General features: G+C 69.2%; 23 protein-coding genes and 1 tRNA gene. 5 read left to right on the top strand and 19 right to left on the bottom strand.

What is annotated here, in order from left to right; genetic code table 11:
- The first annotated feature begins 166 nt into the window (after nucleotides 1–166).
- Nucleotides 167–1321, top strand: a complete 1155-nt coding sequence (locus ACT89H_RS02535; protein WP_445106823.1) for a helix-turn-helix domain-containing protein — start codon at nucleotides 167–169, stop codon at nucleotides 1319–1321.
- A gap of 90 nt (nucleotides 1322–1411) precedes the next feature.
- Here the strand turns inward: ACT89H_RS02535 and ACT89H_RS02530 are convergent, their stop codons facing one another.
- The 5 genes from ACT89H_RS02530 to ACT89H_RS02510 form a co-directional block, all read right to left on the bottom strand.
- Nucleotides 1412–1864, bottom strand: a complete 453-nt coding sequence (locus tag ACT89H_RS02530) for a flavodoxin family protein (RefSeq protein ID WP_445106822.1) — start codon at nucleotides 1862–1864, stop codon at nucleotides 1412–1414.
- Between the two features lie 28 nt (nucleotides 1865–1892).
- Complete coding sequence (locus ACT89H_RS02525; protein ID WP_445106821.1) at nucleotides 1893–2393, bottom strand: hypothetical protein; 501 nt, start codon at nucleotides 2391–2393, stop codon at nucleotides 1893–1895.
- Nucleotides 2394–2445: 52 nt separating this feature from the next.
- Nucleotides 2446–3192, bottom strand: a complete 747-nt coding sequence (gene dapB, locus ACT89H_RS02520) for a 4-hydroxy-tetrahydrodipicolinate reductase (protein ID WP_445106820.1) — start codon at nucleotides 3190–3192, stop codon at nucleotides 2446–2448.
- Nucleotides 3193–3495: 303 nt separating this feature from the next.
- Nucleotides 3496–4608 (bottom strand): alcohol dehydrogenase catalytic domain-containing protein, encoded by a 1113-nt coding sequence (locus tag ACT89H_RS02515; RefSeq protein ID WP_445106819.1) that lies wholly within the window; start codon nucleotides 4606–4608, stop codon nucleotides 3496–3498.
- 342 nt (nucleotides 4609–4950) lie between these two features.
- Complete coding sequence (locus ACT89H_RS02510; protein ID WP_445106818.1) at nucleotides 4951–5439, bottom strand: FBP domain-containing protein; 489 nt, start codon at nucleotides 5437–5439, stop codon at nucleotides 4951–4953.
- A 919-nt stretch (nucleotides 5440–6358) separates the two neighbouring features.
- Between ACT89H_RS02510 and ACT89H_RS02505 the strand changes: the two genes are divergently transcribed.
- Nucleotides 6359–7312 carry a helix-turn-helix transcriptional regulator gene (locus tag ACT89H_RS02505; protein ID WP_445106817.1) on the top strand — a complete coding sequence of 318 codons (954 nt, stop codon included), beginning with the start codon at nucleotides 6359–6361 and terminating at the stop codon, nucleotides 7310–7312.
- Nucleotides 7313–7367: 55 nt separating this feature from the next.
- On the opposite strand, the gene ACT89H_RS02500 is transcribed toward ACT89H_RS02505, so the two are convergent.
- From ACT89H_RS02500 to ACT89H_RS02450, 11 genes are all read right to left on the bottom strand, one after another.
- Nucleotides 7368–8189 (bottom strand): RNA polymerase sigma factor SigF, encoded by an 822-nt coding sequence (locus ACT89H_RS02500; RefSeq protein WP_445107337.1) that lies wholly within the window; start codon nucleotides 8187–8189, stop codon nucleotides 7368–7370.
- A gap of 86 nt (nucleotides 8190–8275) precedes the next feature.
- Nucleotides 8276–8635 (bottom strand): STAS domain-containing protein, encoded by a 360-nt coding sequence (locus tag ACT89H_RS02495; protein ID WP_445106816.1) that lies wholly within the window; start codon nucleotides 8633–8635, stop codon nucleotides 8276–8278.
- A 161-nt stretch (nucleotides 8636–8796) separates the two neighbouring features.
- Nucleotides 8797–9474 carry a PAS and ANTAR domain-containing protein gene (locus tag ACT89H_RS02490; RefSeq protein WP_445106815.1) on the bottom strand — a complete coding sequence of 226 codons (678 nt, stop codon included), beginning with the start codon at nucleotides 9472–9474 and terminating at the stop codon, nucleotides 8797–8799.
- A gap of 317 nt (nucleotides 9475–9791) precedes the next feature.
- Nucleotides 9792–10781 (bottom strand): PfkB family carbohydrate kinase, encoded by a 990-nt coding sequence (locus tag ACT89H_RS02485; RefSeq protein ID WP_445106814.1) that lies wholly within the window; start codon nucleotides 10779–10781, stop codon nucleotides 9792–9794.
- A gap of 5 nt (nucleotides 10782–10786) precedes the next feature.
- The gene (locus ACT89H_RS02480) at nucleotides 10787–11050 is read right to left on the bottom strand and encodes a hypothetical protein (protein ID WP_445106813.1); all 264 of its coding nucleotides are present in this window, start codon (nucleotides 11048–11050) and stop codon (nucleotides 10787–10789) included.
- 251 nt (nucleotides 11051–11301) lie between these two features.
- Nucleotides 11302–11377: transfer RNA gene (locus ACT89H_RS02475), tRNA-Gly, on the bottom strand.
- A gap of 207 nt (nucleotides 11378–11584) precedes the next feature.
- Nucleotides 11585–12007 (bottom strand): hypothetical protein, encoded by a 423-nt coding sequence (locus ACT89H_RS02470; protein WP_445106812.1) that lies wholly within the window; start codon nucleotides 12005–12007, stop codon nucleotides 11585–11587.
- A 145-nt stretch (nucleotides 12008–12152) separates the two neighbouring features.
- Nucleotides 12153–13451 (bottom strand): M16 family metallopeptidase, encoded by a 1299-nt coding sequence (locus ACT89H_RS02465; RefSeq protein ID WP_445107336.1) that lies wholly within the window; start codon nucleotides 13449–13451, stop codon nucleotides 12153–12155.
- An 80-nt stretch (nucleotides 13452–13531) separates the two neighbouring features.
- Entirely contained in the window at nucleotides 13532–15817 is a 2286-nt protein-coding gene (locus ACT89H_RS02460; protein ID WP_445106811.1) for a polyribonucleotide nucleotidyltransferase, read from the bottom strand.
- A gap of 859 nt (nucleotides 15818–16676) precedes the next feature.
- Nucleotides 16677–16946, bottom strand: a complete 270-nt coding sequence (rpsO, locus tag ACT89H_RS02455) for a 30S ribosomal protein S15 (protein ID WP_039799352.1) — start codon at nucleotides 16944–16946, stop codon at nucleotides 16677–16679.
- A gap of 309 nt (nucleotides 16947–17255) precedes the next feature.
- Entirely contained in the window at nucleotides 17256–18227 is a 972-nt protein-coding gene (locus tag ACT89H_RS02450; protein ID WP_445106810.1) for a bifunctional riboflavin kinase/FAD synthetase, read from the bottom strand.
- Between the two features lie 550 nt (nucleotides 18228–18777).
- Between ACT89H_RS02450 and ACT89H_RS02445 the strand changes: the two genes are divergently transcribed.
- Nucleotides 18778–19548, top strand: a complete 771-nt coding sequence (locus tag ACT89H_RS02445) for a metal-dependent transcriptional regulator (RefSeq protein ID WP_445106809.1) — start codon at nucleotides 18778–18780, stop codon at nucleotides 19546–19548.
- An 80-nt stretch (nucleotides 19549–19628) separates the two neighbouring features.
- Here ACT89H_RS02445 and ACT89H_RS02440 read toward each other — a convergent pair whose 3' ends face one another.
- Nucleotides 19629–19949 carry an aldehyde dehydrogenase family protein gene (locus tag ACT89H_RS02440; RefSeq protein WP_445106808.1) on the bottom strand — a complete coding sequence of 107 codons (321 nt, stop codon included), beginning with the start codon at nucleotides 19947–19949 and terminating at the stop codon, nucleotides 19629–19631.
- 71 nt (nucleotides 19950–20020) lie between these two features.
- Between ACT89H_RS02440 and ACT89H_RS02435 the strand changes: the two genes are divergently transcribed.
- Nucleotides 20021–21262: an aspartate aminotransferase family protein gene (locus ACT89H_RS02435; protein WP_445106807.1), complete on the top strand. Its 1242-nt coding sequence runs from the start codon at nucleotides 20021–20023 to the stop codon at nucleotides 21260–21262.
- Between the two features lie 60 nt (nucleotides 21263–21322).
- Entirely contained in the window at nucleotides 21323–21817 is a 495-nt protein-coding gene (locus ACT89H_RS02430; RefSeq protein WP_445106806.1) for a DUF3830 family protein, read from the top strand.
- Nucleotides 21818–21866: 49 nt separating this feature from the next.
- On the opposite strand, the gene ACT89H_RS02425 is transcribed toward ACT89H_RS02430, so the two are convergent.
- Nucleotides 21867–23267, bottom strand: coding sequence for an amidase (locus ACT89H_RS02425; RefSeq protein WP_445106805.1), 1401 nt, complete (start codon nucleotides 23265–23267; stop codon nucleotides 21867–21869).
- Between the two features lie 12 nt (nucleotides 23268–23279).
- On the bottom strand, nucleotides 23280–24245 hold the full coding sequence (locus ACT89H_RS02420) for a D-2-hydroxyacid dehydrogenase (RefSeq protein WP_445106804.1): 966 nt from the start codon (nucleotides 24243–24245) through the stop codon (nucleotides 23280–23282).
- Nucleotides 24246–24316: the final 71 nt, after the last annotated feature.

The raw sequence follows: 24316 nt of genomic DNA, 5'->3' as shown, positions 1-24316 counted from the left end.
AGGTCCACGGCCGCCCCTTCTCTTCGTCCAGTTGGCTTGCACCCGCCGCCGAGGTCTCGATGGGCACCCGACGGCGGGGCCGAAAACGACGCTATGGCTGCCTAATTCGGGTCGATACGAGATCGGGGTCTACTACCGTCTACAAAGCACGGTTACCTTGGGACTCATGCACCCCAACGGGGAGATCGTGACTGGTGAGCGGCTGCGCGCCGCAAGGGAGGCGGCCGGGCTCAGCCTGTCCGCGATGGCCGCGCGAACGCACTTCAGCAAGTCGTTGCTCGGCCTGCTGGAGACCGGGCAGCGCACCATCAAGCCGGAGCACGTCCGGGCTTACGCTGACGCGCTGGGGGTCGGGTCGTCGCTGTTCGTAGAGCCTTCGGACGGAGAGCAGGCGGCGGCGGACTGGCTGGCGCGAGTGGCCGTGTCGGACCTGGGTGGGGACACCCTGGAGCGGCTGGAGGCGGCGGCGGACGACCTTGCATCGGCCTACCCGACCACCCCGCCAAACGAACTCCTGATCCGTATCCGGCGGCACCTGGGCTATGCCGGACGCCTGATGGACGGGCGCATGACTCTGGCGCAGCACCGCCGCCTCCTGACCGTGGTCGGGTGGCTGGCCTTGCTGGGCTCCACCTGCCATGTCGACTTGGGCCAGACCTCCGACGCCGCCGCGCGTAGACACCTGGCCTGGAAGCTCTCCGAGGAGGCCGGGCACCGGGAGATCGCGGCGTGGTGCCTGGAGACTCGGGCGTGGCAGCAGCTCACCGGCGGTGAGTACGCGGCGGCGGCGGATCTCGCCCGCGCTGCGCAATCACTCGCGCCCGAGGACAGCTCCGCCTACATCCAGGCCACCGCTCAGGAAGGTCGCGCGCTCGCGCGGTTGGGAGACCGCCAGGGCACCTATGGAGCGCTGCGCCGGGTGGCCCGCCTGGTGTCGGCGCTGAGCATCCCCGAACGGCCCGAGCATCACTTCCGGTACGACCCCGCCAAGTCGGATGCCTACGTGGCCACCACGCTCTCCTGGCTGGGTGACCCGGCGGCGGAGTCCTACGCCCGGTATGTGCTGGCCGACCTGGCGGCGGCCCCAACCACCCGGCCGCGCCGCATCGCGATGGCGAACCTGGACCTGGCCCGCGCGCTGGTGGCCGCCGGCAAGCCGGAGGAGGCCGCGAGCGTCGCGCTGGAGGCGGTGGAGTCCGGCCGCCTGGTGCACTCGCACTATTGGCGAGTGGCCGAGGTGGTGGCAGGGATCGAGGACCAAGGTGCGCCCGGCGCTGCCGTGGTGCGCGAAGCGTTCCGGGATCTCTACTCACCTGCCTGAGCCACAGTGCACGCGAAACGTGCTGCGTCTGTGTATATCCCGCAGACAGCACAGCGCCCGACCCATGGGTAGGGCGCTGTTGAAGGTCGTCTAGCCCATCAACTGCGCGGCGACCGTGGCGCCGAGTTCCCAGCACGCTTCGAGGTCAGCCTTCGTTGGCTTACCCGAGACGACCACGTACTCTGCGGATTTCACCCACCCCAGCCCGGTTGTGATGGAGGTGACGCCCTTCTCCGCGCCCTCGGTTCCTTCGTTGCCGTGGAAGTATGCCCCGAACGGGCGGCCACGTGTCGAATCAAGGCAGGGGTAGTAAATGACGTCCAGTCCGTGTTTCAGGCCGCCGCTCATGTACCCGAGGTTGGCCGGGGTGCCGAGCACGTACCCATCGGCCTCCAGAACGTCCGTCGGCGACAGCGACAGTGCCGCGTGGCGCACGACCTCCACGTTTTCGATCTCGGGGTCGGTGGCTCCGGAGACGACGGCCTCGAACATCGCCTGCATGTGCGGGGACGGCGTGTGATGGATGATCAGCAACCGGGCCACCCTGCGATGGTATCGGCCCGCGCGACCGTCAGGCGGTGCCGCGCTCGTGCCGTTCCAACGCGACCGCGCGGCGCATGGTCTCGCGGGCTCTGGTGCGGTCGCCCGCGTAGTCGTAGGCGCGCGCGAGGCGGTAGGAGACCCGCCAGTTGTCCGGGTCGGCCTCCCACTCCGCCTTGACCGTCGCGAACAGTTCGTCAGCCGCCGCGCGTTCGATGCGGCCGGACGGCAGGCGCGGTAACGCGGAGGTGTCGAGCTCGAGGCCCTCGTCGTGGATGCGCCGCGCCAAGTGCTGATGCGCCAGGGCCGCGCGCACCGTGGCCACGACGATCCAGACGCCCAGTAGCGGAAGGATCAGCACGCCCGCGCCGATCACGATCGCCGCCACATCACCGGAACCGATCAGGCTGACCGCGATCCGTCCGAGCAGCAGGAAATAGAAGCCGAGCACCAGGATGAGCACCGCGATCGGCACGACCACCTTGACGATCTCCCCGCGGCCCTTCCGCTCGGCGGGCTCCGAGCCGCTCACGGTCGCGCTCCAGCACGGTCCGGCGCGACCGGGTGGGGCGCCTGCCGTGGGCTCACAGGTCCAGGAACGGGTCGAGTCCGACGGTGAGACCGGGGCGGTTCGCGATCTCACGCACGCCCAGCAGCACACCCGGGGCGAACGAGGAGCGGTCGATCGAGTCGTGCCGGATCGTGAGCGTCTCACCCTGCGTGCCGAACAACACCTCCTGGTGGGCGACCAGACCTGCGAGCCGTACCGAATGCACTCGCACCCCGTCCACGTCGGCGCCGCGCGCACCCGCCAGCTCGGTGGTCGTCGCGTCGGGGCTGCGGTTCAGGCCCGCGTTGCCCCGGGCGGCGGCGATCAGGCCGGCGGTGCGGTAGGCGGTGCCCGACGGCGCGTCCGCCTTGTTCGGGTGGTGCAGCTCGATGACCTCCACCGATTCGAAGAACCGGGCGGCCTGCTCGGCGAACCGCATGGACAGCACCGCCCCGATGGCGAAGTTCGGCGCGATCAGCACGCCGACCTCGGGACGACCCGACAGCCAGTTCCGCACCTCCGCCAACCGGGCCTCGTCGAAACCGGTGGTGCCGACCACGGCGTGGATGCCGTGCTCCACCAGGTACTTCAGATTCCCCATCACCACGTCCGGGTGGGTGAAGTCGACGACCACCTGGGTATCCGCCGCGGTGAACCGATCGAGCGGATCGTCCTTGCCGACGGCGGCGACCAGGTCCAGATCGTCCGCCGCCGTCACCGCCGCGCAGATCGCCTGTCCGACTTTGCCCCGCGCTCCGAGCACTCCGACCCGAATGGTCACCGCACCTCCTCGTTCCGCTTCCGGTCGACGCTCAGCCTAATGGGGCGAGCCGGCGGCGATCCCGCCGCCCGACCGTGGGCGGCGAAGGGGCTCAGCCGACCGAGTTCCATCAGCCAGTACCCGACGCCGCGACGAACGGCCATGACGAAGTGGGCGAACCGACGAGCACGATGCGCGCGCCGCCCTGGCGGACCGGACCCCGCCGGGCACGCCGAGTTCGCCCGCCCGCTGGAGCGATTCTCGACCCGATGGACCGGCCCGCCGACTGAGCGACCTGCGTCGGACGCCCGGCGACGGACCGGGTCAGTCGAAGACGATGATCTGGCGCAACGCGTGACCCGCGGCGAGTTCGTCCATAGCGCGGTTGATCTCGTCGAGCCCGATATGCGCCGAGACGAGCCGCTCCACCGGCAGACGTCCCGACCGCCACATGCGGACGTACTCGGGAATGTCCCGTGCCGGTACCGCGGAACCGAGGTAGCTGCCGACGATGGAACGCCCCTGGGCGACCAAAGCCAGTGGCGAGATACTGGCGCGCGCATCGGGAGCAGGCAGTCCGACCGTGACGGTCGTGCCGCCCGCAGCGGTCGCGGCGACGGCGGTCTCGAAGGCGCGGACGTTGCCCGCGGCCTCGACCACCACCTCGGCCTGCACACCGAGTTCGGCGACCTCGGCCGGGGTGTACGCCGCGTGCGCGCCCAGCTTCCGGGCCAGCGCCAGCTTCTCCGGCACGGTGTCGACCGCGATCACCTCGTGTCCCTCGGCGGCGAGCGACATCGCGACCAGCACCGCCGCCATCCCGACGCCGCCCAGGCCGACGACCATCACCCGGTCACCGGCGCCCGGCCGCGCCGAGTTCACCAGGGCGCCCCCGCCGGTCAGCACGGCGCAACCGAGGACAGCGGCGACCTCGGCGGGCACGTCGTCCTCGACCGGCACCACCGACCTGCGATCCACCACCGCGTGCGTCGCGAAAGCGGACACACCCAGGTGGTGGTGCACCGCGGCGCCGTCACGGAACAATCGCCGACCACCGTTGAGCAACTCGCCCGCGTTGTTGGCCGCGCTGCCGGGCACGCAGGGCGTGCGACCGCCGGTAGCGCAGCCCGCGCACTCGCCGCACCGCGGCAGGAACGTCATGACCACGCGCCGGCCGACCGCGATGTCACCGGCACCGGGGCCGACCGCTTCCACCTTGCCCGCGGCCTCGTGGCCGAGCAGCATGGGCACCGGCCGGATCCGGTTGCCGTCCACCACCGACAGATCCGAATGGCAGATCCCCGCCGCCTCGATCCGGACCAGCAATTCGCCCGGCCCGGGCTCGCCCAGCTCCAGATCGCACACGCTGATCGGCGCCGATTCGGCGAACGGCGCCGGTGCCGCGATCTGCTCCAGGACCGCTCCACGAATCTTCATGCCGCCGACGCTACCGCGCCCGGCGCGGGCACATCGGACGGTCGCCGTTCCCCGCCCGGGCACGCGCGGCCCGCATACGCTGCCCCGGTGTGGGAACCCGCGCGCGACGAACCGGCGGGCTGACGCGCCCGGGATGTCCTGCACTGTGATTGCTCACCGGACGGGACGACCCGGCTGATCCGGGCCGACTCGACCGGCGAGCAATCACGGCCACCCCGAGTTCAGCCGCGGTGTCGGGCAACTCGGGGCGGCTCGATCGTGCGGTTGTCGAATGTCGGCACATGGCATCTACCTCCGTTCTCGCGGGCAGCGCACCGGCTGCCGGTGGATGGGCGAACGCGATCAGGCGTAGAGCTTCGCCAGGAACGTGTTCAGGTTGTCGCGTACCCGCTCGATCTTCTCCTCCGGCGTGAGATCCTCGCGGTAGCGGCTCCCGAGCGCGGGACGCTTCTTGTTGCGCGCGTAGAGGGAGCAGGCCAGATCGGTGCACATGTAGGTGCCTACCGAGTTACCCCTGCGCCCGGATTCGCCGGCCTTGTGCGCGGTCATCAGCGAGACCCCGCCGCCGGTGTGGGTGGTCAGGCAGATCGTGCACATCTGCGCCCGGCCGCTGCCGCCGGTGGCATAGCGCAGTGCCACGCCCACCAAGCCGTCGTCCTGCGGCACGACCAGGTAGCCGCGGCCCGGCAAAGACGGATCACTCCAGCCCAGGAAGTCCAGCTCCGCCCAGGGCCGTTCGTCCAGGTCCTTGGGCACCGGCAGCCGTTTGGCATCGCCTTTAGAGCAGTTGACGAACGACGACCTGATGTCGCGTTCGGTGACGGGGTCCACGATGGGTCTCCTTCGGTCGATCGATGGGCAAACCGAAGCGACGTTACGGTTTCGTGGTGCGGGGCAACAACGGATTTTCCCCACCTCCCGCGCACTGTGCGCAGCAGTCGCCGAGGGGGCCGACATCACCGAACCGCTCTGGCTCCGATCCTGTTTCGTTGCTCCCCTGGCCTCGTCGGCGGGCGTGCGGCTCTCGGTGTGGTGTCGCCGTCTTCCTGGTGTGGCTGTGGAACTCGATACCGAACTCGCGAGAGGGTGCGACCTCGCCCGCGGCCGGACCGAGGAGGCCGAGGCCTACCTGCCGCCGCGCGACGAGCCCGACGAATAACCCACGTGGGCAATGGTTTCGAGGCAGCACCAGCGCATCGGTGGCACCGCTGCGCCGGTCGTCGCGTTTGGGCGGGACCGGTCGCGGTAACCGAAGTCCAGCTGGATCGGGCATTGTCGAGAGGACTCGCATGGCTCAGCACGCCGAAGACACGGTCGCGGGAAGGCCCGCGACCATGCCGTCGGATGTCAAGGGAAAATTGTCGATGTTCGACCGCTTCGCGACGGCGGCCGGCGCACTGGCCTCGAAGGCGGGATTCTTAGGGTGGCCGCTCGGGTGCGGACGAAACACGGCAAGGCCCGCACGACCGGCGGCGAGGTCGGCACCAGCCGCTGAACTCGCCTCGATGCGGGCGCCGCGCGGCGGTAGAGTGGGAACAGTCCCACGGTTGAAAAGTAGCCGAGACGGGTAATCGTCCTTGCGGTGTCTCCGGGATTCCGACCCTCGCCCGCACCACGTGGTACCAACCGCGCCCACCTGCCTGATACGACCCGGTTGTGACCAGTTCGTACGTCGAGCGGAGCAGCTCGACACATTCCTACGACGTGCTGGGCGGGATGCCGTATTCGAAAAAGCAGGAGTGCCGCAGCAATGAAGTCATTGGCCTTCCACAGCGACAGTTTGGGCGACACCGAGGATTTCCTCAGCCTGAACTACACGAGGATGCGGATCGGCAACAGCACGGGTGTACCGGTGCAGACGGACATCACCCGGAAGATCCTCGGCCAGGTCAGCCTGGACGATCTCGTATTGACCTTCGACATGAAGTACGACGCCCAGCCGCTGGGCAAGATCTGCCTGTGCGAGGTGGACTCGGGGTCGATCGAAGAAAACTACGCCGACGGCAGCACCGACTTCTTCCAGCCCGGCGAGCTGGGGCTGCTCACTCCACCCGACCTGCCGTATTCCGGGATCATCCATCACGCCCGCTACAGCATCACGATGTTCGACCCCGCGTTGCTCACCCAGGTCGCAGCCGCGGCCCCCGACCACGACCTGGAACCGGTCCGGCTGACCGGCCACCGGCCGGTATCCGCCGCCGCCGGGCGGCACCTGTCCAACGTGCTGGAGCACATGCGTGGTCTCGCCGCCGATCGCGTGGCGTGCGAGCAGCCGCTCATCGTCTCCACGGCGACGCAGTACCTGGCCGCCAGCGTGTTGCACGCACTCCCGAGCACCGCGCGCACCGAACCGACGGCGAGCGACCGCAACGACGCCCATCCCGACACCGTGCGACGCGCGCTGGCGTACCTCGAGTCGAGCGTTCGCGACGACATCAGCGTCGCCGACATCGCCGCGGCATCGTATGTCACCGTTCGTGCGCTGCAACTGGCGTTCCGCCGCCATCTCGACACCACGCCCATGGCGTACCTGCGGCGGCTTCGCCTGCGCGGAGCGCACGAACAACTGCGCGACAGTACGCCCGCCGCCGGACACACCGTGACCTCGATCGCCGCGGCTTGGGGCTTCGCTCATCCCGGACGATTCGCGACCGCGTACCGCGACGCCTACGGGCGAGCGCCCCACACGACTCTCCACGCGTGAGTTCGCCCGGCGCTCGACGGCGGTTGCGGCCGAACTCGCCGCGCGGCAGCCGCGGTCAGTCACACAGAGCCCGCCGACGCAGCTCGGCGAGGGTTCGCGACAGGACCCGGGAGATGTGCATCTGGGACACGCCGAGCACCGCGGCGATCTGCGCTTGCGTGCGACCCTCGAAGAATCGCATGTGCAGCACGCGCCGCTCACGCTCGGGCAGTTCGGCCAGCAACGGGGCGACCGCGAGGGCCTCGTCGGTCAGCTCATAGGACGGATCCTCGTCGCCGAAGGTCTCCGCGACCCGGACCGAGGCGCTGCCGCTGTCGTCGTCCTCGACGACGGCGTCGATCGAGTTCGTGGAGTAGGCGTTGCCCGCCAGCAGCGCCTGCGTGACTTCCGTCAGGTCGAGGTTCAGGTCCACCGCGATCTCGACAGCGGTGGGCATCCGCTCCAGGCGCTGCGACAGCCGCTCCACGGCCGGGCCGATGGTCAACTGGATCTCCTTGATCCGGCGTGGTACCCGCACCGCCCAGCTGTGGTCGCGGAAATGGCGGCGCACCTCCCCCATGATCGTGGGGACCGCGAACGACAGGAACGACGGCCCCCGCGCCGGATCGAAGCGATCGACCGCGAGCACCAGCCCGACGGCGGCGATCTGGTACAGATCGTCGTAGTTCTCGCCGCGGCCGACGAAGCGACGGGCGATGTGCTCGGCCAGCGGCAGGCACCGGCGCAGGATGTCTTCGCGCAGGCGTGCGTGTTCGGGGTTGTTCTCGTCCATCGCGGACAACTTCTCCAGCCACGGTTCTATGCCGTCGTAGCTGTCGGTTCCGCGCCGCGTCCGGCGGGGAGTGGCGGTCCTGTGGTTCGCGGTCGCCGGTGCCATGAGTTCCTCGTTTCGCTTCTCCAGCGTTGCCACGCTCGCCATATGGCGCAACGCGACGGTCGCCGGAATACCGCCCGACGGCTGTGTCAAGCGTTCGTGGGTACCGGACATTCCATGACCGGCACGCTCTCCCCCACGCCCAGCACGTCCAGGATGCGCCGCACGGGGCCGTCGTCCGGCACGGTCATCCCGACCGGGATACCCGCTCGCGCACTCCACTCCACCAGCCGTAGCACCTCGCGGACGCCCGCACCGGAAAGGAAACGCACCCGGCACAGGTCGATGACGATCGAAGTGGGCTGCGGCGTTGCGCCGCAATACTTCTCGGCAACTTCGGTGATCGCGATGAACCACTCGTCGGCGGTCGCCGCGTCCAGCTCACCGTGCGTGACGAGCAACAGACCGTTGGCGGTCCGGATGCCTTCCACGCCGTTCTGACAGGTCATGCACACCTCCGGCGGCCGGGTGGTCGGCACTGGACCGCACCTTCGAGCCTGTCAGTCGTTCGGCGACGATGTCAGCGCGATAGACGAAGTCGCCTGCGGCATCGATCCGGAAAACGAAATCCCCGCACCGTTTGCGGGCTCTCCGGCCGGGGATGCGATGGTCAGTCGCGGGGTATGCGGTGGTGGACGGTGAGCAGGATGTGGTCGAACGCGGCGACCAGATCGGCGGGCGGCGGCGGCACGAGCGGAAGTTCGGCCATCAGTTGCTGGGCCAGCGCACGCAGTTTCGTGTTGGTCTCCTGAGAACGCCAGCGCAGCACCTGGAACGCCTGATCGGCGCTGATCTGGTAGACGCGCATGAGCACGCCCTTTGCCTGCTCGATCACCGCGCGGTTCTCGTAGAGACCGGGCAGGGTCGCGGCGAGCATCGCTTGATGCGCTTCGGCGATGGTGTCGGAGAGATCGACGTAGAAGCCGGAGGTACCGACCGCGGTTCCGGTGTCGTCCAGGATCCGGTCGGCGACGACGAGCACGGTGTGTTCCTGGCCGGACAGGTCGATGAACCGATGCCTGCTCGAGAAGGTCTCGCCACGATCTACGGCGCGCTCGATGGTCTCGGCGACGTGCGTACGGTCGTCCGGATGTTTGTGCGCGAGCAACAGTTCCGTGGTGGGCTCGATCTCACCGGGACGGTATCCGTGCATCCGATAGACCTCGGCCGACCATTCCCAGCGCCGGGTGGCGAACCAGAACCGGAAGCTTCCCACCGCGGGCTGGTCCGACGGTACGGAGCCTTCGGTGGTCGCGTCCGGCACGCGGGGGTGCATGCGTTGAGTCATGAATGCAATGCCTCTCCGAGGTACAAGGGGCTTGCGGCCGTGACGCCACCCGGACCGCCGCCATCCCTTCGATGGGAGCACGCGGACACGGGCGCGTTCGGCCGAGAATCCGCTGTTGACTCAACGGCCGGCGCCCGCGCACATCGTGGCGGCAGCCGGTGACCTGCGACCCAGTATGTCATCCGCGTCGGGCGCGGGCATGGGGAGCCTCGGTTGCCGCCGGAAAAGCGAGGCCGGGCCGAGTTTCCGGGCATCGGGGTGATCGCCTGGCACACAAGAGCTTCCAGGCCCGCAAGCTTCGGGAGCACTGATCGGGTTCACAGCCGCCACCGGGCGGCAATCGCTTCGGACACCGTGACCGGCTCCGTCTCCGAGAACGCGGCGGCGGCACCCGACCCGACGAACTCCGCTGCCGCCGGCACCGCGCGGCGCACCGCGCTCTCCGGTCCGCGGCCCTCGGCCAAGCGGGCTGCCGCGGCAACGGCGAAACTGTCACCGGCGCCGCACGTGTCACTGCCCTCCGGCGCCCTGGCCACGGACGGAAGCGGAATCCGTAGGCGTTTGCCCGACGCTCGCAGGCAAACCAGCGCCCCTTCCGTTCCGAGCTTCACCGCGATCGCCCCGACGGCCCACCCTTTGGCGAGCTTCCACAGGTCCGGTCCGTGGTCCAGCCGCCCGGACAGCAGGGTGAGCGCTTCGGCACGGTTCGGTGTGACCAGCGCCGCGCCGGGGACCGGTACGGGTCCGCGCGGATGGGGATCCCAGACGATCGGAACGCGGTCGGCGTGGGCGCGCAGCAGCCCACGGATCTGCGGGTGCGCCGCGGCGCCGCCACCGTAGTCCGAGACCAGGACAGCGCGGGCCGCCGTCAGCACTGCGACCGCCTCGTCGGGAAGCGGGTCGGCGCCGACCCGCCCGGCGCCGGAGTCGACTCTGGTGATCAGGACGGGCCGCCGGGCCTGCCGGGCCCGGGCGTGACCGGTGGAGGCGGCCCACGGTCCGATCGCCCGCACTCGCTGCTTGCAGACCGTCGAACCGCGAACGGGAAGGGCGATGACCCGCAGATGCGGGTCCAGCAGCCCGCGCAACCGGGCACCCGCCTCGTCGGCGGCGAAGCCCGCGATCAGCACGATCTCCCGCTCCTCGGCCGCGGCGAGCCGGGCCGCCAATCCCGCGCCACCGGGGCGCAACGTCCGGTGCGCGACCTCGACGATGGGAGCGGCCGAATCCGGGCTGTATCGGTCGACGCGGCCGTCGACGTCGATGTCGAGCAGCGCATCGCCGATTACGACGAGCGGATCGCCCACCGACGTCACCGGATGTCCAACACCGGGTACGGCCCGCGCACGAGCATCCGACAGATCTCCGACACCGTCGCGACGGTGTCGGCCTCGTTGCCGGTCGCGTCGTCGCACAACACCGCATGCGGGTTCGGCGACGGGCTCGTGCCGATCGGCACTCCGCGCTCGGGAGGCGGCCTGTTGTGCTGGGTGACGTGGAGATTTCGGCCACCGGCGTCGCCACCACCGCGCTCGATCGGCAGGCCCGCGGACCGCAACACCATGGCGATCTTCACTGCTTGCTCCGTTCGTCGAGGACGACAGGATCGAACACGCAGTAACCGATCGGGGCCTCACGGCGAAGCCCGCACGTGCGGACATGCCCGAACCGGCCGTGCCGAAACATCCCGATCTCGAATGCGGGGCGGTTTGCGCCGCCGGACCCAGGTAGAACGACGACATTCGTTCCGGGCCGTCGGACGGATCGTCCACGCAGGAGGTCGCATGGCACAGGCGAGCGGCGCGATCGCCCGCGCGGGTGATTTCGTGGAGCGGATGACGGGATTCGAACCCGCGACCCTCACCTTGGCAAGGTGATGCGCTACCAGCTGCGCTACATCCGCATTCGCACCGCGGTGACCGGGATGCGACACAGAACATTAGCGGACACCCGTGGCAAAAAGCCAATCGCCGCTCATGCCGCCCGACCGCCGGCCGGTCACGGCGCAGGCCGAGACCGGCCGCGATCAGTCAGGCGACGGCGTGGCAGCGACCAATCGTGGCAGCGGCCAACCGCGCTCGCCGGGATGACCCGGACGAGCGGGTCGCGGTCAGCAGGCGTCGAAGCGCCACTGCCCGTCGACGAACGTCCAGGTCTTCGGCTTCGCGTCGTCCTCGGACGCGCGAGCGTCGAAGTTCTTGACCGTGACCGTCCCGGTCGTTCCGGACGTGGTGACGGTGACCTCCGACGGCTTGGACTTCAGGTCCCGGCCGTCGTAGAGCTGCGCCATGGACGCCGCGAAGTCGTCCTCGTTGAGGGTGAGCCGGCAACGCGCGGAACGGAATTGATACGCGGCCGCGTAGTCGTGACTCGCCAGCGCGTCGTTCATCTTCGTGGCGTCCGCACGCAGCGCGGCCGCGGTCGGCTCACCCGGCTTGCCCGCGTCCGCGTCCGTTCCGCCGCACCCGGCCAGCACGACGACGGGCAGCGAAACCACGCCGAACACGCGAAGAGCACGACTCGTTCGGTTCATCTCGACTCCTTGCCAGAGATCGCCGGATCCGATACCCGGACAATCGAGTTCAGCGCCCTCCGCCGAACACCGAAGGCCGGGCGGCCGAAACAGTATCGCGGCAACGGAACCTCCGCCAAGCCGCAACCCCGCGCTCGGGTCGGGGTCAGCTCGGCACCAGCCGGCGGACCGCAGCGGGCAGATCCCGGGTGCGCTTGTACGGTCCGGCGACCGACGCGGCGAACGGCCGCGCCAGCAGCGTCCGCGCGACAGCCGACACTTCGTCGGTCGTGACGGCGTCGATGCGAGCCAAGGTCTCCGACACACTGCGATGGTTGCCGTAGCTGAGCTCGCTGCGCCCCAGCCGATTCATCCGCGAGGCCGAGTCCTCCAGACCGAGCACCAGCCCACCGCGCAACGAGCCTTTGGCGCGGGCACACTCGGCGTCGCTGATGCCGTCGGCGGCGACTTCCTCCAGCACGCCGCGGGCCAGTGCCGCCACCTGCCCGAGGTTCTCCGGCTGGCAGCCGATGTAAACCGAGAACGCACCGGTGTCGGCGAAGGTGTCCACACTGGAATACACCGAGTAGGCCAGCCCCCGCTCCTCCCTGATGCGCTGGAACAAACGGGAACTCAATCCGCCGCCGACCACGGTGTTCAACACCGACAGCGGCCAGCGCAGATCCCCTTCGTGCCGTCCGAAGGCGCGCACGCCGAAGGCCAGATGTGCCTGCTCGCTGTCGCGATGGCTCCAGTGCAGCTGCGGGCTGCCCTGTGGCCGGAACCGGCCCTCGCGCCGCCGGGCCGGCTCCGCCGCGGGGTCGAGCCGGTTCTCGAAGGCGCGATGCACCAATTCCACGGTGTGGTCGTGCTCCACGTTGCCCGCGACCGCGACCACCATCCGGTCCGGCCGGTAGCGTCGCAGGTGGAACGACCGCAACTGCGCGGCTCGCATCCCTTCGATGGATTCGATCGAGCCGATCACCGGACGCCCGATCGGATGGTCGCCGAACAGCGCGGCCAGGAAAGAGTCGCCGACCAGGTCCTCGGGGTCGTCGTCGCGCATGGCGATCTCCTCGAGCACCACCTGCCGCTCCACGTCCACGTCCGAAGCCCGGCACAAGCCGTTGAGCACCACGTCGGAGACCATGTCGACCGCCAAGGGCAAGTCGTCGTCCAGGACATGTGCGTAGTAGCAGGTCTGCTCCTTCGCGGTGAAGGCGTTCAGTTCACCGCCGACCGCGTCCATCGCCTCGGCGATGTCCAGCGCCGACCGCGTCGGCGTGGCCTTGAACAGCAGGTGTTCCAGGAAGTGCGCGGCCCCCGCGACCGTCGGCCCTTCGTCGCGCGACCCGACGCCCACCCAGACTCCGACCGACGCCGAGCGCACCCCGGGCAGGTGCTCGGTGACCACACGCAATCCGCCGGGCAGCACGGTGCGCCGCACGCCGCTGTCCGCGTCCATCCGCAGCTCGAGTGACGAACCCCCCTGCCCGGTGCTGAGCAGAGGGGTTGTCGTCTTCTTCTTCGTCACAGAGACAAGTACTACTCGGTCCCCGCCGAGCCCGCATCGGCGGCGTCGCCGGTCTCCTCGGTGTTCTCCTCGACCGGAACGAGCGAGATCTTGCCGCGGTTGTCGATGTCGGCGATCTCCACCCGCAGCTTGTCGCCGACGTTCACCACGTCCTCGACCTTGGCCACACGCTTGCCGTTGCCCAGCTTGGAGATGTGCACCAGACCGTCGCGACCCGGCAGCAGCGAGACGAAAGCACCGAAGGCGGTGGTCTTGACGACCGTGCCCAGGAAGCGCTCGCCGACCTTCGGCAGCTGCGGGTTGGCGATGGCGTTGATCGCGTCGATCGCGGCCTGCGCGGACGGGCCGTCGGTCGCGCCGACGAACACGGTGCCGTCGTCCTCGATGGAGATGTTCGCACCGGTGTCCTCGGTGATCTGGTTGATCACCTTGCCCTTGGGGCCGATCACCTCGCCGATCTTGTCGACCGGGATCTTGATCGCGGTGACGCGCGGCGCGTACGGGCTCATCTCGTCCGGGGTGGTGATGGCCTCGGCCATCACGTCCAGGATCGTGGTGCGCGCGTCGTGGGCCTGGCTCAGCGCACCGGCCAGCACCTGCGACGGGATACCGTCCAGCTTGGTATCCAGTTGCAACGCGGTGACGAACTGGCGGGTGCCCGCGACCTTGAAGTCCATGTCGCCGAAGGCGTCCTCGGCGCCCAGGATGTCGGTCAGCGCGACGTAGCGGACCTCTTCCTCACCCTGGTCGTTGGTGACGGTGTCCGACACCAGACCCATCGCGATACCGGCGACCGGCGCCTTCAGCGGCACACCGGCGTTCAGCAGCGACAGGGTGGAGGCGCACACCGAACCCATCGAGGTGGAGCCGTTGGAACCCAGCGCCTCCGACACCTGACGGATGGCGTACGGGAACTCCTCCTGGCTGGGCAGCACCGGGATCAGCGCGCGCTCGGCCAGCGCACCGTGGCCGATCTCGCGGCGCTTGGGGGAACCCACCCGGCCGGTCTCACCGGTGGAGAACGGCGGGAAGTTGTAGTGGTGCATGTAGCGCTTGCTGGTCTCCGGGCCGAGCGAGTCGACCTGCTGGGCCATCTTCACCATGTCCAGCGTGGTGACGCCGAGGATCTGGGTCTCGCCCCGCTCGAACAGCGCCGAGCCGTGCGCCCGGGGCACCACGGCGACCTCGGCGGACAGTGCGCGGATGTCGGCCAGCCCACGGCCGTCGATGCGGAAGCCGTCGGACAGGATGCGCTGGCGGACCAGCTTCTTGGTGACGGAGCGGAACGCCGCGCCCAGCTCCTTCTCCCGCCCGGCGTAGTCGTCGGCCAGGCGGTCGAGCACGGCGAGCTTGATCTCGTCGATCTTCTCCTCGCGCTCCTGTTTGCCGGAGATGCTCAGCGCCTCGCTCAGCTCCCGCTTCGCGGTGCCCTCGACGGCCTCGTACACATCCTGGCCGTACGGCGGGAAGAGCGGGAACTCCTCGGTGGGCTTGGCGGCCAGCTCGGCCAGATCCTGCTGCGCGCGGCACAGGCGGGCGATGAACGGCTTCGCGGCCTCGAGGCCCTCGGCGACGACGGCCTCGGTCGGCGCCTGCGCACCGCCCTCGACCAGCGTGATGACGTTCTCGGTCGCCTCCGCCTCGACCATCATGATGGCGACGTCACCGGAGTCGACCACGCGGCCCGCGACGACCATGTCGAACACCGCGCCCTCCAACTGCTCGGTGGTCGGGAAGGCGACCCATTGGGACGCCGCCCCGTCGTGGATCAGCGCGACGCGCACACCGCCGACCGGGCCGGAGAACGGCAGGCCCGCGATCTGCGTGGACGCGGACGCGGCGTTGATGGCCACCACGTCGTAGAGGTCCTTCGGGTCCAGGCTCAGCACCGTGACCACGACCTGGATCTCGTTGCGCAGGCCGTCGACGAACGACGGACGCAGCGGACGGTCGATCAGGCGGCAGGTCAGGATCGCGTCGGTGGAGGGACGGCCCTCGCGCCGGAAGAACGAGCCGGGGATGCGGCCCGCCGCGTACATCCGCTCCTCGACGTCGACCGTCAGCGGGAAGAAGTCGAACTGGTCCTTGGGCTGCTTGCCCACGGTGGTGGCCGACAGCAGCATGGTCTCGTCGTCCAGGTAGGCGGCGACCGAACCGGCGGCCTGCCGGGCGAGGCGTCCGGTCTCGAACCGGATGGTGCGGGTGCCGTAGCTGCCGTTGTCGATCAGCGCGACGGATTCGAACACGCCCGGCTCGACCTCGACGGCCGAGCTCTTGCGTTCAGTTGTTTCGGTCATTGTTCTCTCTCAACCTCTCGTCTTCGCCGGCTCGAGCGCACGCTGGCGCGATCCGGCTGTCGTCAGCCGTACCGGGTACGGACGCGCGGCAACCCTCCTGGCTGCGACGCGCACACCCGGCCGAATCCCCTTGGAAACGGCGACGCGGAGGCGGTCATCGATCGAAGCCCGACGGCGCCAACTCCTGCCGTTAGGCCACTACCGAAGACCGACGCCACGCGACGGGTGCATACGGCTGTGCAATGTTGTCGTGCGACGGGGGCAGTCCGCACCCCTCTACACACATATAACCAACGGTGCGATTGTACGTCTCCCCGTTGGCCGAACCAGCGACCGCCTCGGACACCCCCGTGTCGAGCAACCGCCTACCACTCCGCCCATCGGCACACCGGCTGCCCGGTGGCCACGGCCGGAACCGCGCAAGCAGGGCCGGACCGACACCCCTGACTTCTGACGCGGCAGGCGCAACAACCAGCCGGCCCGCGTCGGGCCCGTACGAAACCACGACGGATCGCCTCACGATCAGGCAAGCGTGCACGACTCGGCAGAGCGAAAGTACTACGAGCAGTGGTTACCAGCGGCGACCCGAACGCCCAGAACAGCAATTACCTATAGACGCCGCACCCCCCGGACGGCGAACGAACAAACCGACGCGGCTGCGCCGGATAACGCCGAACAACGCGGCCCCGCCACGACAGGCATACGCCCGGACCGCACCGTCAAGACGCGCTCAGCTCACCTCGACCACGTCTTCCGAGCGAAGCGAGACCGAGCCTGTTCCGTTCGCGGCCCGGGTCGCGTCCGAGTGGCCGCTGCGTCGCGACGAAGTCGCCGGCAGCGGTCGCTCGGATGCGAGAAATCAGCGCCTGAGCCCGAGCCGCTCGATCAGCGAACGGTAGCGGTTGATGTCGTTGTCCTGCAGGTACTTCGACAGCCGCTTGCGACGACCGATCAGCGCCATCAGGCCGTGGCGGGTGTGGTGGTCGTGCTTGTGCTTCTTGAGGTGCTCGGTGATGTCGGCGATGCGCTTGGACAGCAGCGCGATCTGCGCCTCCGGCGAACCGGTGTCCTTCTCGTGCAGGCCGTACTCGGCGAGAATCGCCGACTTCTGCTCGGTGGTCAGCGCCATGGGGCATCCACTCCTGTTTCTCAGTTCCGCGCTCGAATGTCCGGTTACCCGGGTATGGGCGCCACCGCGGACCGCAGCAAACCCGAGGGACCACCCTACCGGACCAGCATCTTCCCGCCGAAATCGCGGGCCCCGGTCGTGCCCGGAATCCCGGATCGGTACATCCCGATCGACGCCAGCGGCAGGCGCTCCGCGAAACTCATCCCGACCTGCGGCGACAAGGACTGTCCGGCAGCCGGGCACGGCCGGTACGTCAGGCACCCGAGCAGCTCGGCGACGACCTGCCCTGGTTCATGAAGTCCTGACGTTTCAGCGCGCGTCGACGGCGGTGAGGATTTTGCGTGCGGTCTCCACATCGCGGCCCATGGACTCGATGAGCTCGTCCACCGAGTCGAATCTGCGCTGGCCCCGGATGTGCTCGACGAAGTCCACCGCGACATGCTGACCGTAGAGATCGGCCTCGCCGTCGAGCACATATGCCTCCACCGTGCGGGCGCGTCCGGAGAAGGTCGGGTTGGTGCCCACCGAGACGGCGGCCATGGCCCGGTCGCCGGGGGTGACGGTGCCGATGGTGGGGCCGGGGCCGAGCACGGTGAACCAGCCGGCGTACACGCCGTCGGCCGGAATGGCGGCATGCATCGGCGGCGCGACATTCGCGGTGGGGAAGCCGAGCTGCTTGCCGCGGCCGTCACCGTGCACGACGACGCCTTCCACGCGGTGTGGACGCCCGAGCGCCTCGGCCGCGGCCGCCATGTCGCCTGCGTCGACGCACGCGCGGATGTAGGTCGAGGAGAAGGTCACGGCGTGTTCGGCGAGCAGCGACACGCCGTCGACCTCGAAGCCGAAACGGTGACCGAGCTCGCGCATGGTCTCGACCGTGCCCGCGGCCTTCTTGCCGAAGGTGAAGTTGTCGCCGACCACCACCTCCACCACGTGCAGCCGCTCCACGAGCAGATCGTGGACATAACGCGCCGGAGTCAGCTTCATGAACTCCTGGGTGAAGGGAATGACGCAGAACACGTCCACGCCCAGCTCCTCGGCCAGTTCGGCGCGGCGGGTGAGCGTGGTCAGTTGCGCCGGGTGCGAGCCGGGGCGGACCACTTCCATCGGATGCGGATCGAACGTCATCAGCACCGCGGGCACGCCGCGCGCGGCGGCGGACTTCACGGCCCGGCTGATCAACTGCGCGTGGCCGCGGTGCACACCGTCGAACACACCGATCGTGAGGACACAGCGCCCCCAGTCCGCGGGCACCTCGTCGAGACTTCGCCATCTCTGCACGATTCAGACCCTAACTTGCAGCTCAGGAACCAACCCAACCGAAACCATCCGACCCTCATTTCAGTTTTGCTCCAAGATTGGTCGGCGCCAGCGACTCTAGAACATCCGCATTGTCGACCGCAGGGTGCGTTCACCCCGCCTCATCAATGTAGTGACGAGTCGCCACCGCCGCCCCCTGCGAGTGCCCCAACTGAGCACTCGCCCGCGACGGATCCCCGTCATCCCCGTCATATGCGTCGCCCCGGTATGCCGAAGGTTGCCGAACTGAACCACTGCGGAGAAGTCCCCTACCGAACATTCCGCAACGCCTCACCCGCCGTGCTCACCGCACCACCCCACCCTCCAACGACCGGAACAACGTCCCCTCCGCCGGGGTTTCGCCGCCTGCCGCTCGGCCGCGGATGGGAACACACCGGATCTGTCGAGAACGGCATGATTCCACGCCCCCCCGGGCAGCGATCCGCCCAGTTCCCGGTGGGTGAACGGCGAATAGCGATTCGTTGTCGATCCTTGCCGACCAGGGGTCGAGGATGTGTGTATCGGCACGCCAATGCCTAAGCTCGAGTATGTGCCAGGTAAACGAGATATCGCCACTCGACGCGAGTTGGCCGACGCCCCGGAGCCCGGCGATAGGCACGGCGGTACCGCGACGATCGCGCCGGTGCTCTCGTCGGTCGCCCAGGACTACCTGAAGGTCATCTGGACCGCGCAGGAGTGGTCGCAGGAGAAAGTGACCACCAAGTTGCTCGCCGAACGGATCGGCGTGTCGGCCTCGACCGTGTCCGAAGCCGTCCGCAAACTCTCCGACCAGGGGCTGGTCGAGCATGCCCGCTACGGCGCGATCGCCCTCACCCCGGAGGGTCGGCGGGCCGCCATCGCGATGGTGCGCAGGCATCGGCTCCTCGAGACGTTCCTGGTGAACGAGCTCGGTTACGGCTGGGACGAGGTGCACGACGAAGCCGAGGTGCTCGAGCACGCGGTCTCCGAACTGCTGATGGCCCGGATCGACGCGAAACTCGGATACCCCGGTCGCGATCCGCACGGCGACCCGATCCCGTCGGTGGACGGCGCGGTGCCCACCCCGCCCGCGCGCCAGCTCAGCGACTTCCACGCCGGTGAATCCGGCCGGGTCGCGCGCATCTCCGACGCCGATCCCGACATGCTGCGCTACTTCGACTCGGTCGGCATCGCCTTGGACACCGCCATCGCGGTCGTCGAACGCCGTGATTTCGCGGGCACCATCGCGATCCGCATCGGCGCCACCGACGCACCGACCGATCTCGGACGCCCCGCCGCCGAGGCCATCTGGCTGACCGCCTGATCGGTCCGCGTCAAGAGTTCCTCACGCGGCCGAGGCGGGTCCGCGGCTGCGCGAAGTCGTCGCGTCGGCTCACCGTCGAGTCAGCGGGGGTCGGCGGGAGTCGCGCGCTGGGCCGGCTCGGCCGCCCAGTCCGGCTGCGCCGCGCAGGCCGCGTCCAGCGCCGCGCGACCGTCGTCCGGGGCCGTGTCGGCGACCTCGCACAGCAGTTCACCCGTTGCCGGATCGAAGACCGGTAGCGTCCCGGCCGCCGCCCGCCACTGCCCCTGGATGAACAAGCCGCGCGGCACCGTGTCGATCGCGGCACGCTCTGCCGCGCTGAGCGCGCCTTCGATGAGCATGGTCGGTGGGCTCCTTTCGGCACCGCGCAGCCGTTGGGCCATTGCTGCGACCCGTTCGGCCATGTTATGCATATTGTCGACAATCCGACAATACGCACTCTTCTCATCCCACCCGCACCGGGAGGCGAATCACCATGACCGAGCTCTCGCCCATCCTGAAACAGGCCACTCCGGTGATCGTCGACCACGGCGCGGGGTGCTACCTCTACGGCACCGACGGACGCCGCTACCTGGACTTCACCGCGGGCATCGGGGTGACCAGCACCGGCCACTGCCACCCGAAAGTGGTCGCCGCCGCGCAGGCGCAGGTGGCTTCGCTCATCCATGGCCAGTACACGACCGTGCTGCATCGGCCCCTGCTGGAGCTGACCGAACGGCTCGGCGCGGTGCTTCCGGAAGGACTGGACACGCTGTTCTTCGCCAACTCCGGCAGCGAGGCGGTCGAGGCCGCACTGCGACTGGTCCGCCAGGCCACCGGGCGCCCGAACGTGGTCGTCTTCCACGGCGGCTTTCACGGCCGCACCATGGCCGCCGCGACCATGACCACCTCCGGTACCCGGTTCTCCGCCGGGTTCGGCCCGCTCACGTCCGGCGTGCACGTCGCGCCGTTCCCCACCGCCTACCGCTACGGCTGGAGCGAGCGGGAAGCCACCGTCTTCGCGCTACGCGAACTCGACTACCTGTTCGCCACGCTCACCTCGCCCGCCGAGACCGCCGCGTTCATCGTGGAGCCGATGCTCGGCGAGGGCGGTTACGTCCCCGGCAACACCGAGTTCTTCCGCGGGCTGCGCGAACGCGCGGACCGGCACGGCATCCTGCTGGTCTTCGACGAGATCCAGACCGGCTTCGGGCGCACCGGGAAGTTCTTCGGGCATCAGCACTTCGGCGTCCGGCCCGACGTGATCACCATCGCGAAGGGTCTGGCCAGCGGCTTCCCGCTGTCCGGCATCGCGGCGTCGCGCGAACTGATGACGCTAGCGTGGCCGGGCTCGCAAGGCGGCACCTACGGCGGCAACGCGGTGGCCTGCGCGGCGGCGATCGCCACGCTCGAGGTCATCGAATCCGAAGGGCTGGTGGACAACGCGGCCGCCCGCGGGACACAGCTGCTGCGCGGTCTGCGCGACAGCGCCACCAAGTCGATCGGCGACGTGCGCGGCCTCGGGTTGCTCGTGGGCGCCGAATTCACCACGTCCACCGGCGAGCCCGATACCGCCACCGCCGCGGCCGCCCAGCGCGCGGCGGTGGACAAGGGACTGCTGCTGCTGACCTGCGGCGCGCACTCGAACGTGGTGCGGATGATTCCGCCGCTGATCGTGACCGATACGCAGATCGAGGACGCTCTGGCGATCTGGTCCGAGGTGCTCGCCCAGTTGTAGCCGTGCACCCTACCCGCCCACTGTGCCCGCCCGGCGGGCCCGCTCAGGAAGCAGGACCGCATGGCCCGCTACATCACCATCACGCTCACCAAAGCCGCGGTGACCTGCCGCGCCCGTTTGCTCGACGAGGAAGCACCCCAGACCTGCGCCGCGGTGTGGAACGCGCTGCCGCAGGAAGGCGACGCCTTCCACGCCAAGTACGCCCGCAACGAGGTGTACACCCTGCTGCCGCGGATCGGCGCGGCGCCGCATCGGGAGAATCCGACGGTGACGCCCATCCCCGGCGACGTGTGCCTGTTCGATTTCGAGCCGTGGGAGATCGGCAACCCGGCATACGGCTACGAGTCCGGCTCCACGGCCGAGCACGAGCGCGGCGCGACCGATCTCGCGCTGTTCTACGGCCGCAACAATCTGCTGATCAACGGCGACCTCGGTTGGGTGCCGGGAAATGTCTTCGCCGCCATCGAGAATGGGCTCGCCGAGATGGCCGCTGCGTGCAACACACTGTGGTTGCACGGTGTGCGAGGCGAGACGCTCGTCGTCGCCCGCGCCTGAACCACGGCGGGAACGGTGGCCCCGCGGTCTTCCGCGGGGCCACTCTCGTTCAGGAGGCCAGCACGAATTCGGCGTAGCGGGCCACCGCGAGGATCAGATCGTCGGAGTGGCGCGGACCGACGATCTGCAGTCCGACCGGTAGACCCGCGCGGGTGGCGCCCGCCGGGATGCTGATCGCGGGTTGCTGGGTGAGATTGAACGGGTAGGTGAAGGGTGTCCACTCGGGCCAGCCGCGCAGGCCGCTGCCCGGCGGCACGTCGTGTCCTGCCTCGAAGGCCGGAATCGGCACCGTCGGGGTGATCAGGACGTCGTAGTCGTTGTGGAATGCGCCCATCGTGATGCCGATCTGGGCCGCCACGTCGCGCGCGGCGAGATAGTCGACCGCGGTGACGGTTTCACCGTGCTCCCATACCGCGCGCAGGCCGGGATCCACGCGTTCGCGCGTGCCCTCCGGGAAACCGGACAGCATGCGGGCCGCGCCTGCCGCCCACAGTGTCTCGAACGCCTCGCGCGGGTCCTCGAATCCCGGATCCGCTGTGGCGACCCGGAGTTCGGCGGCGGCCAGCCGGGTCACCGCCGCCTCCACGATCGCGGCGACCTCCGGGTCGACCGTCGCGTAGCCGAGCGCGGGTGAGTACGCCACGCGCAATCCCCGCACCTCGCGCTGCATTTCGGCGCGGAAAGCGGTGAGCGTGGGAGCCAGCGCGGTGGGATCGCGCGGATCGGGTAGCGAGAGGATGTCCATCAGCAGCGCCGCGTCCTCGACGGTGCGCGTCATCGGGCCCGCATGCGCCAGCGGACCGAACGCACTGGCCGGATACAGCGGAATCCGGCCATAGGTGGGCTTGAACCCGACGATGCCGCAGAAAGCGGCCGGAATGCGCACGCTGCCACCGCCGTCCGTACCCACCGAGACCGGGCCCATGCCCGCCGCGACAGCCGCGGCGCTGCCGCCGGAGGAGCCGCCCGCGGTGGTGGCCGGGTCGGCCGGATTCCGGGTTACACCAGCCAGCGGGCTGTCGGTGACCGCCTTCCACGCGATCTCCGGAGTGGTGGTCTTGCCGAGCAAGACCATGCCGTCCTCGCGCAGTCGCGCGGCCACCGGACTGTCCACCAGCCACGGTCCGGCCGGGTCGATGGATGTGGAGCCGCGTCGGGTGGGCCGGCCCTCGGTCAGGAATACGTCCTTGATCGAGATCGGCACGCCGTCGAGCAGCCCCCTGGCATGACCGGACTGCCAGCGCGCCTCGGAATCCTTCGCCTGCACCAGGGCCCGATCATGATCGACGAGACAGAAGGCGTTGAGCGCTCCGTCGCGGTCGGCGATCGCGCGCAGGATCGCCTCGGTTGCCTCGACGGGCGACAACGCACCCGCCGCGTAGGCCGAGACCAACTCGACCGCGGTCATGGCGGTCGGGTCGGTGGGTTGGTTCTTGACGGGGTAGCTCATAGATGGGCTCCTTCAGCCGGGCACGTACCCCAGCCTTTTGTCGACCACGTTGTCCAGCGGACGGCCGGCGATCCAGTTGTCGAAGTTCTCGGTGAACGCGTCGACGATCTCGGTGCGCCATCCGATGAAGTCACCGGAGTTGTGCGGGGTGATCCGGACGTTCGGCAGTTCCCACAGGGGGTGATCGGCGGGGAGCGGCTCGGGGTCCACCACATCGAGCGCCGCCGCGGCGATCGATCCGGTGCGCAGCGCGGCGACGAGATCGTCGGTCACGACGAGTTCCCCGCGCCCGACGTTGACAAACCTGGCGTGCGGCTTCATCGCGGCGAAGGCGGCGGTGTCGAACATGTTCCTGGTCTGCTCGGTGAGCGGAGCGATCGCGACGACGTAGTCGGCGCGGGCCAGTTCGGCGTGCAGGTCGGTGGTGATCTCGCCGAAATCCGGGTCCTGCGCGCGCGCCCGCCTGCCCACGGCGCGCACGGTCATCCCGACCGCGCGCAGCGATCGGGCGATGTGACGCCCGATCGAGCCGGTGCCCACGATCAACGCCGTCGCCCCCGCGACCCGTTCGGATTCCCGATGCCGCCACGCGTGCCGCTGTTGCAGCAGCAGCGAGCCGGCCAGGTCTTTGGCGAAACCGAGAATCTGCCCGAGGACGTACTCGGCGATCGCGGCGTCGAAGACGCCTCTGGTGTTGGTCACCACCACGTCACTGGCTCGCAGCTCGGGGAACATCGCCGGGTCGACGCCGGTGGATCCCATGTGCACCCAGCGCAGACGGTCGGCGGCATGCCACGCGCCGGGCAGCGCCCGGGTGCGAAAGTCGTAGACGAACAAGACCTCCGCTCCGCGCAGGGCATTCGCCAACCCGGGTGCCTCGGTGTATCGGATGGTGGCGCGACCTGCTACTCGGTCCATTCGTTCGGCGTCGGGCACACTGTCGCTGTGCAGGACGACGACAATCGGGCCCTGTTCCACATTGACACCCTAAGAGGGCATCGTATGATTGTCAACAATCCGATCGTGTTCGGAGGTCGTCCCGGCTGAGC

The organism is Nocardia aegles (genome assembly GCF_052545135.1).
This window is presented reverse-complemented; position numbering and strand designations above follow the sequence as displayed.

Excerpts from the sequence above, each read along its gene's own strand:
- ACT89H_RS02535 (WP_445106823.1), top strand. The coding sequence starts at position 167 with ATGCACCCCAACGGGGAGATCGTGACTGGTGAGCGGCTGCGCGCCGCA.
- ACT89H_RS02515 (WP_445106819.1), bottom strand. The coding sequence starts at position 4,608 with ATGAAGATTCGTGGAGCGGTCCTGGAGCAGATCGCGGCACCGGCGCCG.
- ACT89H_RS02505 (WP_445106817.1), top strand. The coding sequence starts at position 6,359 with ATGAAGTCATTGGCCTTCCACAGCGACAGTTTGGGCGACACCGAGGAT.
- ACT89H_RS02500 (WP_445107337.1), bottom strand. The coding sequence starts at position 8,189 with ATGGCACCGGCGACCGCGAACCACAGGACCGCCACTCCCCGCCGGACG.
- ACT89H_RS02495 (WP_445106816.1), bottom strand. The coding sequence starts at position 8,635 with ATGACCTGTCAGAACGGCGTGGAAGGCATCCGGACCGCCAACGGTCTG.
- ACT89H_RS02490 (WP_445106815.1), bottom strand. The coding sequence starts at position 9,474 with ATGACTCAACGCATGCACCCCCGCGTGCCGGACGCGACCACCGAAGGC.
- ACT89H_RS02470 (WP_445106812.1), bottom strand. The coding sequence starts at position 12,007 with ATGAACCGAACGAGTCGTGCTCTTCGCGTGTTCGGCGTGGTTTCGCTG.
- ACT89H_RS02465 (WP_445107336.1), bottom strand. The coding sequence starts at position 13,451 with ATGGACGCGGACAGCGGCGTGCGGCGCACCGTGCTGCCCGGCGGATTG.
- ACT89H_RS02460 (WP_445106811.1), bottom strand. The coding sequence starts at position 15,817 with ATGACCGAAACAACTGAACGCAAGAGCTCGGCCGTCGAGGTCGAGCCG.
- rpsO (WP_039799352.1), bottom strand. The coding sequence starts at position 16,946 with ATGGCGCTGACCACCGAGCAGAAGTCGGCGATTCTCGCCGAGTACGGC.
- ACT89H_RS02445 (WP_445106809.1), top strand. The coding sequence starts at position 18,778 with ATGCCTAAGCTCGAGTATGTGCCAGGTAAACGAGATATCGCCACTCGA.
- ACT89H_RS02440 (WP_445106808.1), bottom strand. The coding sequence starts at position 19,949 with ATGGCCGAACGGGTCGCAGCAATGGCCCAACGGCTGCGCGGTGCCGAA.
- ACT89H_RS02435 (WP_445106807.1), top strand. The coding sequence starts at position 20,021 with ATGACCGAGCTCTCGCCCATCCTGAAACAGGCCACTCCGGTGATCGTC.
- ACT89H_RS02430 (WP_445106806.1), top strand. The coding sequence starts at position 21,323 with ATGGCCCGCTACATCACCATCACGCTCACCAAAGCCGCGGTGACCTGC.
- ACT89H_RS02425 (WP_445106805.1), bottom strand. The coding sequence starts at position 23,267 with ATGAGCTACCCCGTCAAGAACCAACCCACCGACCCGACCGCCATGACC.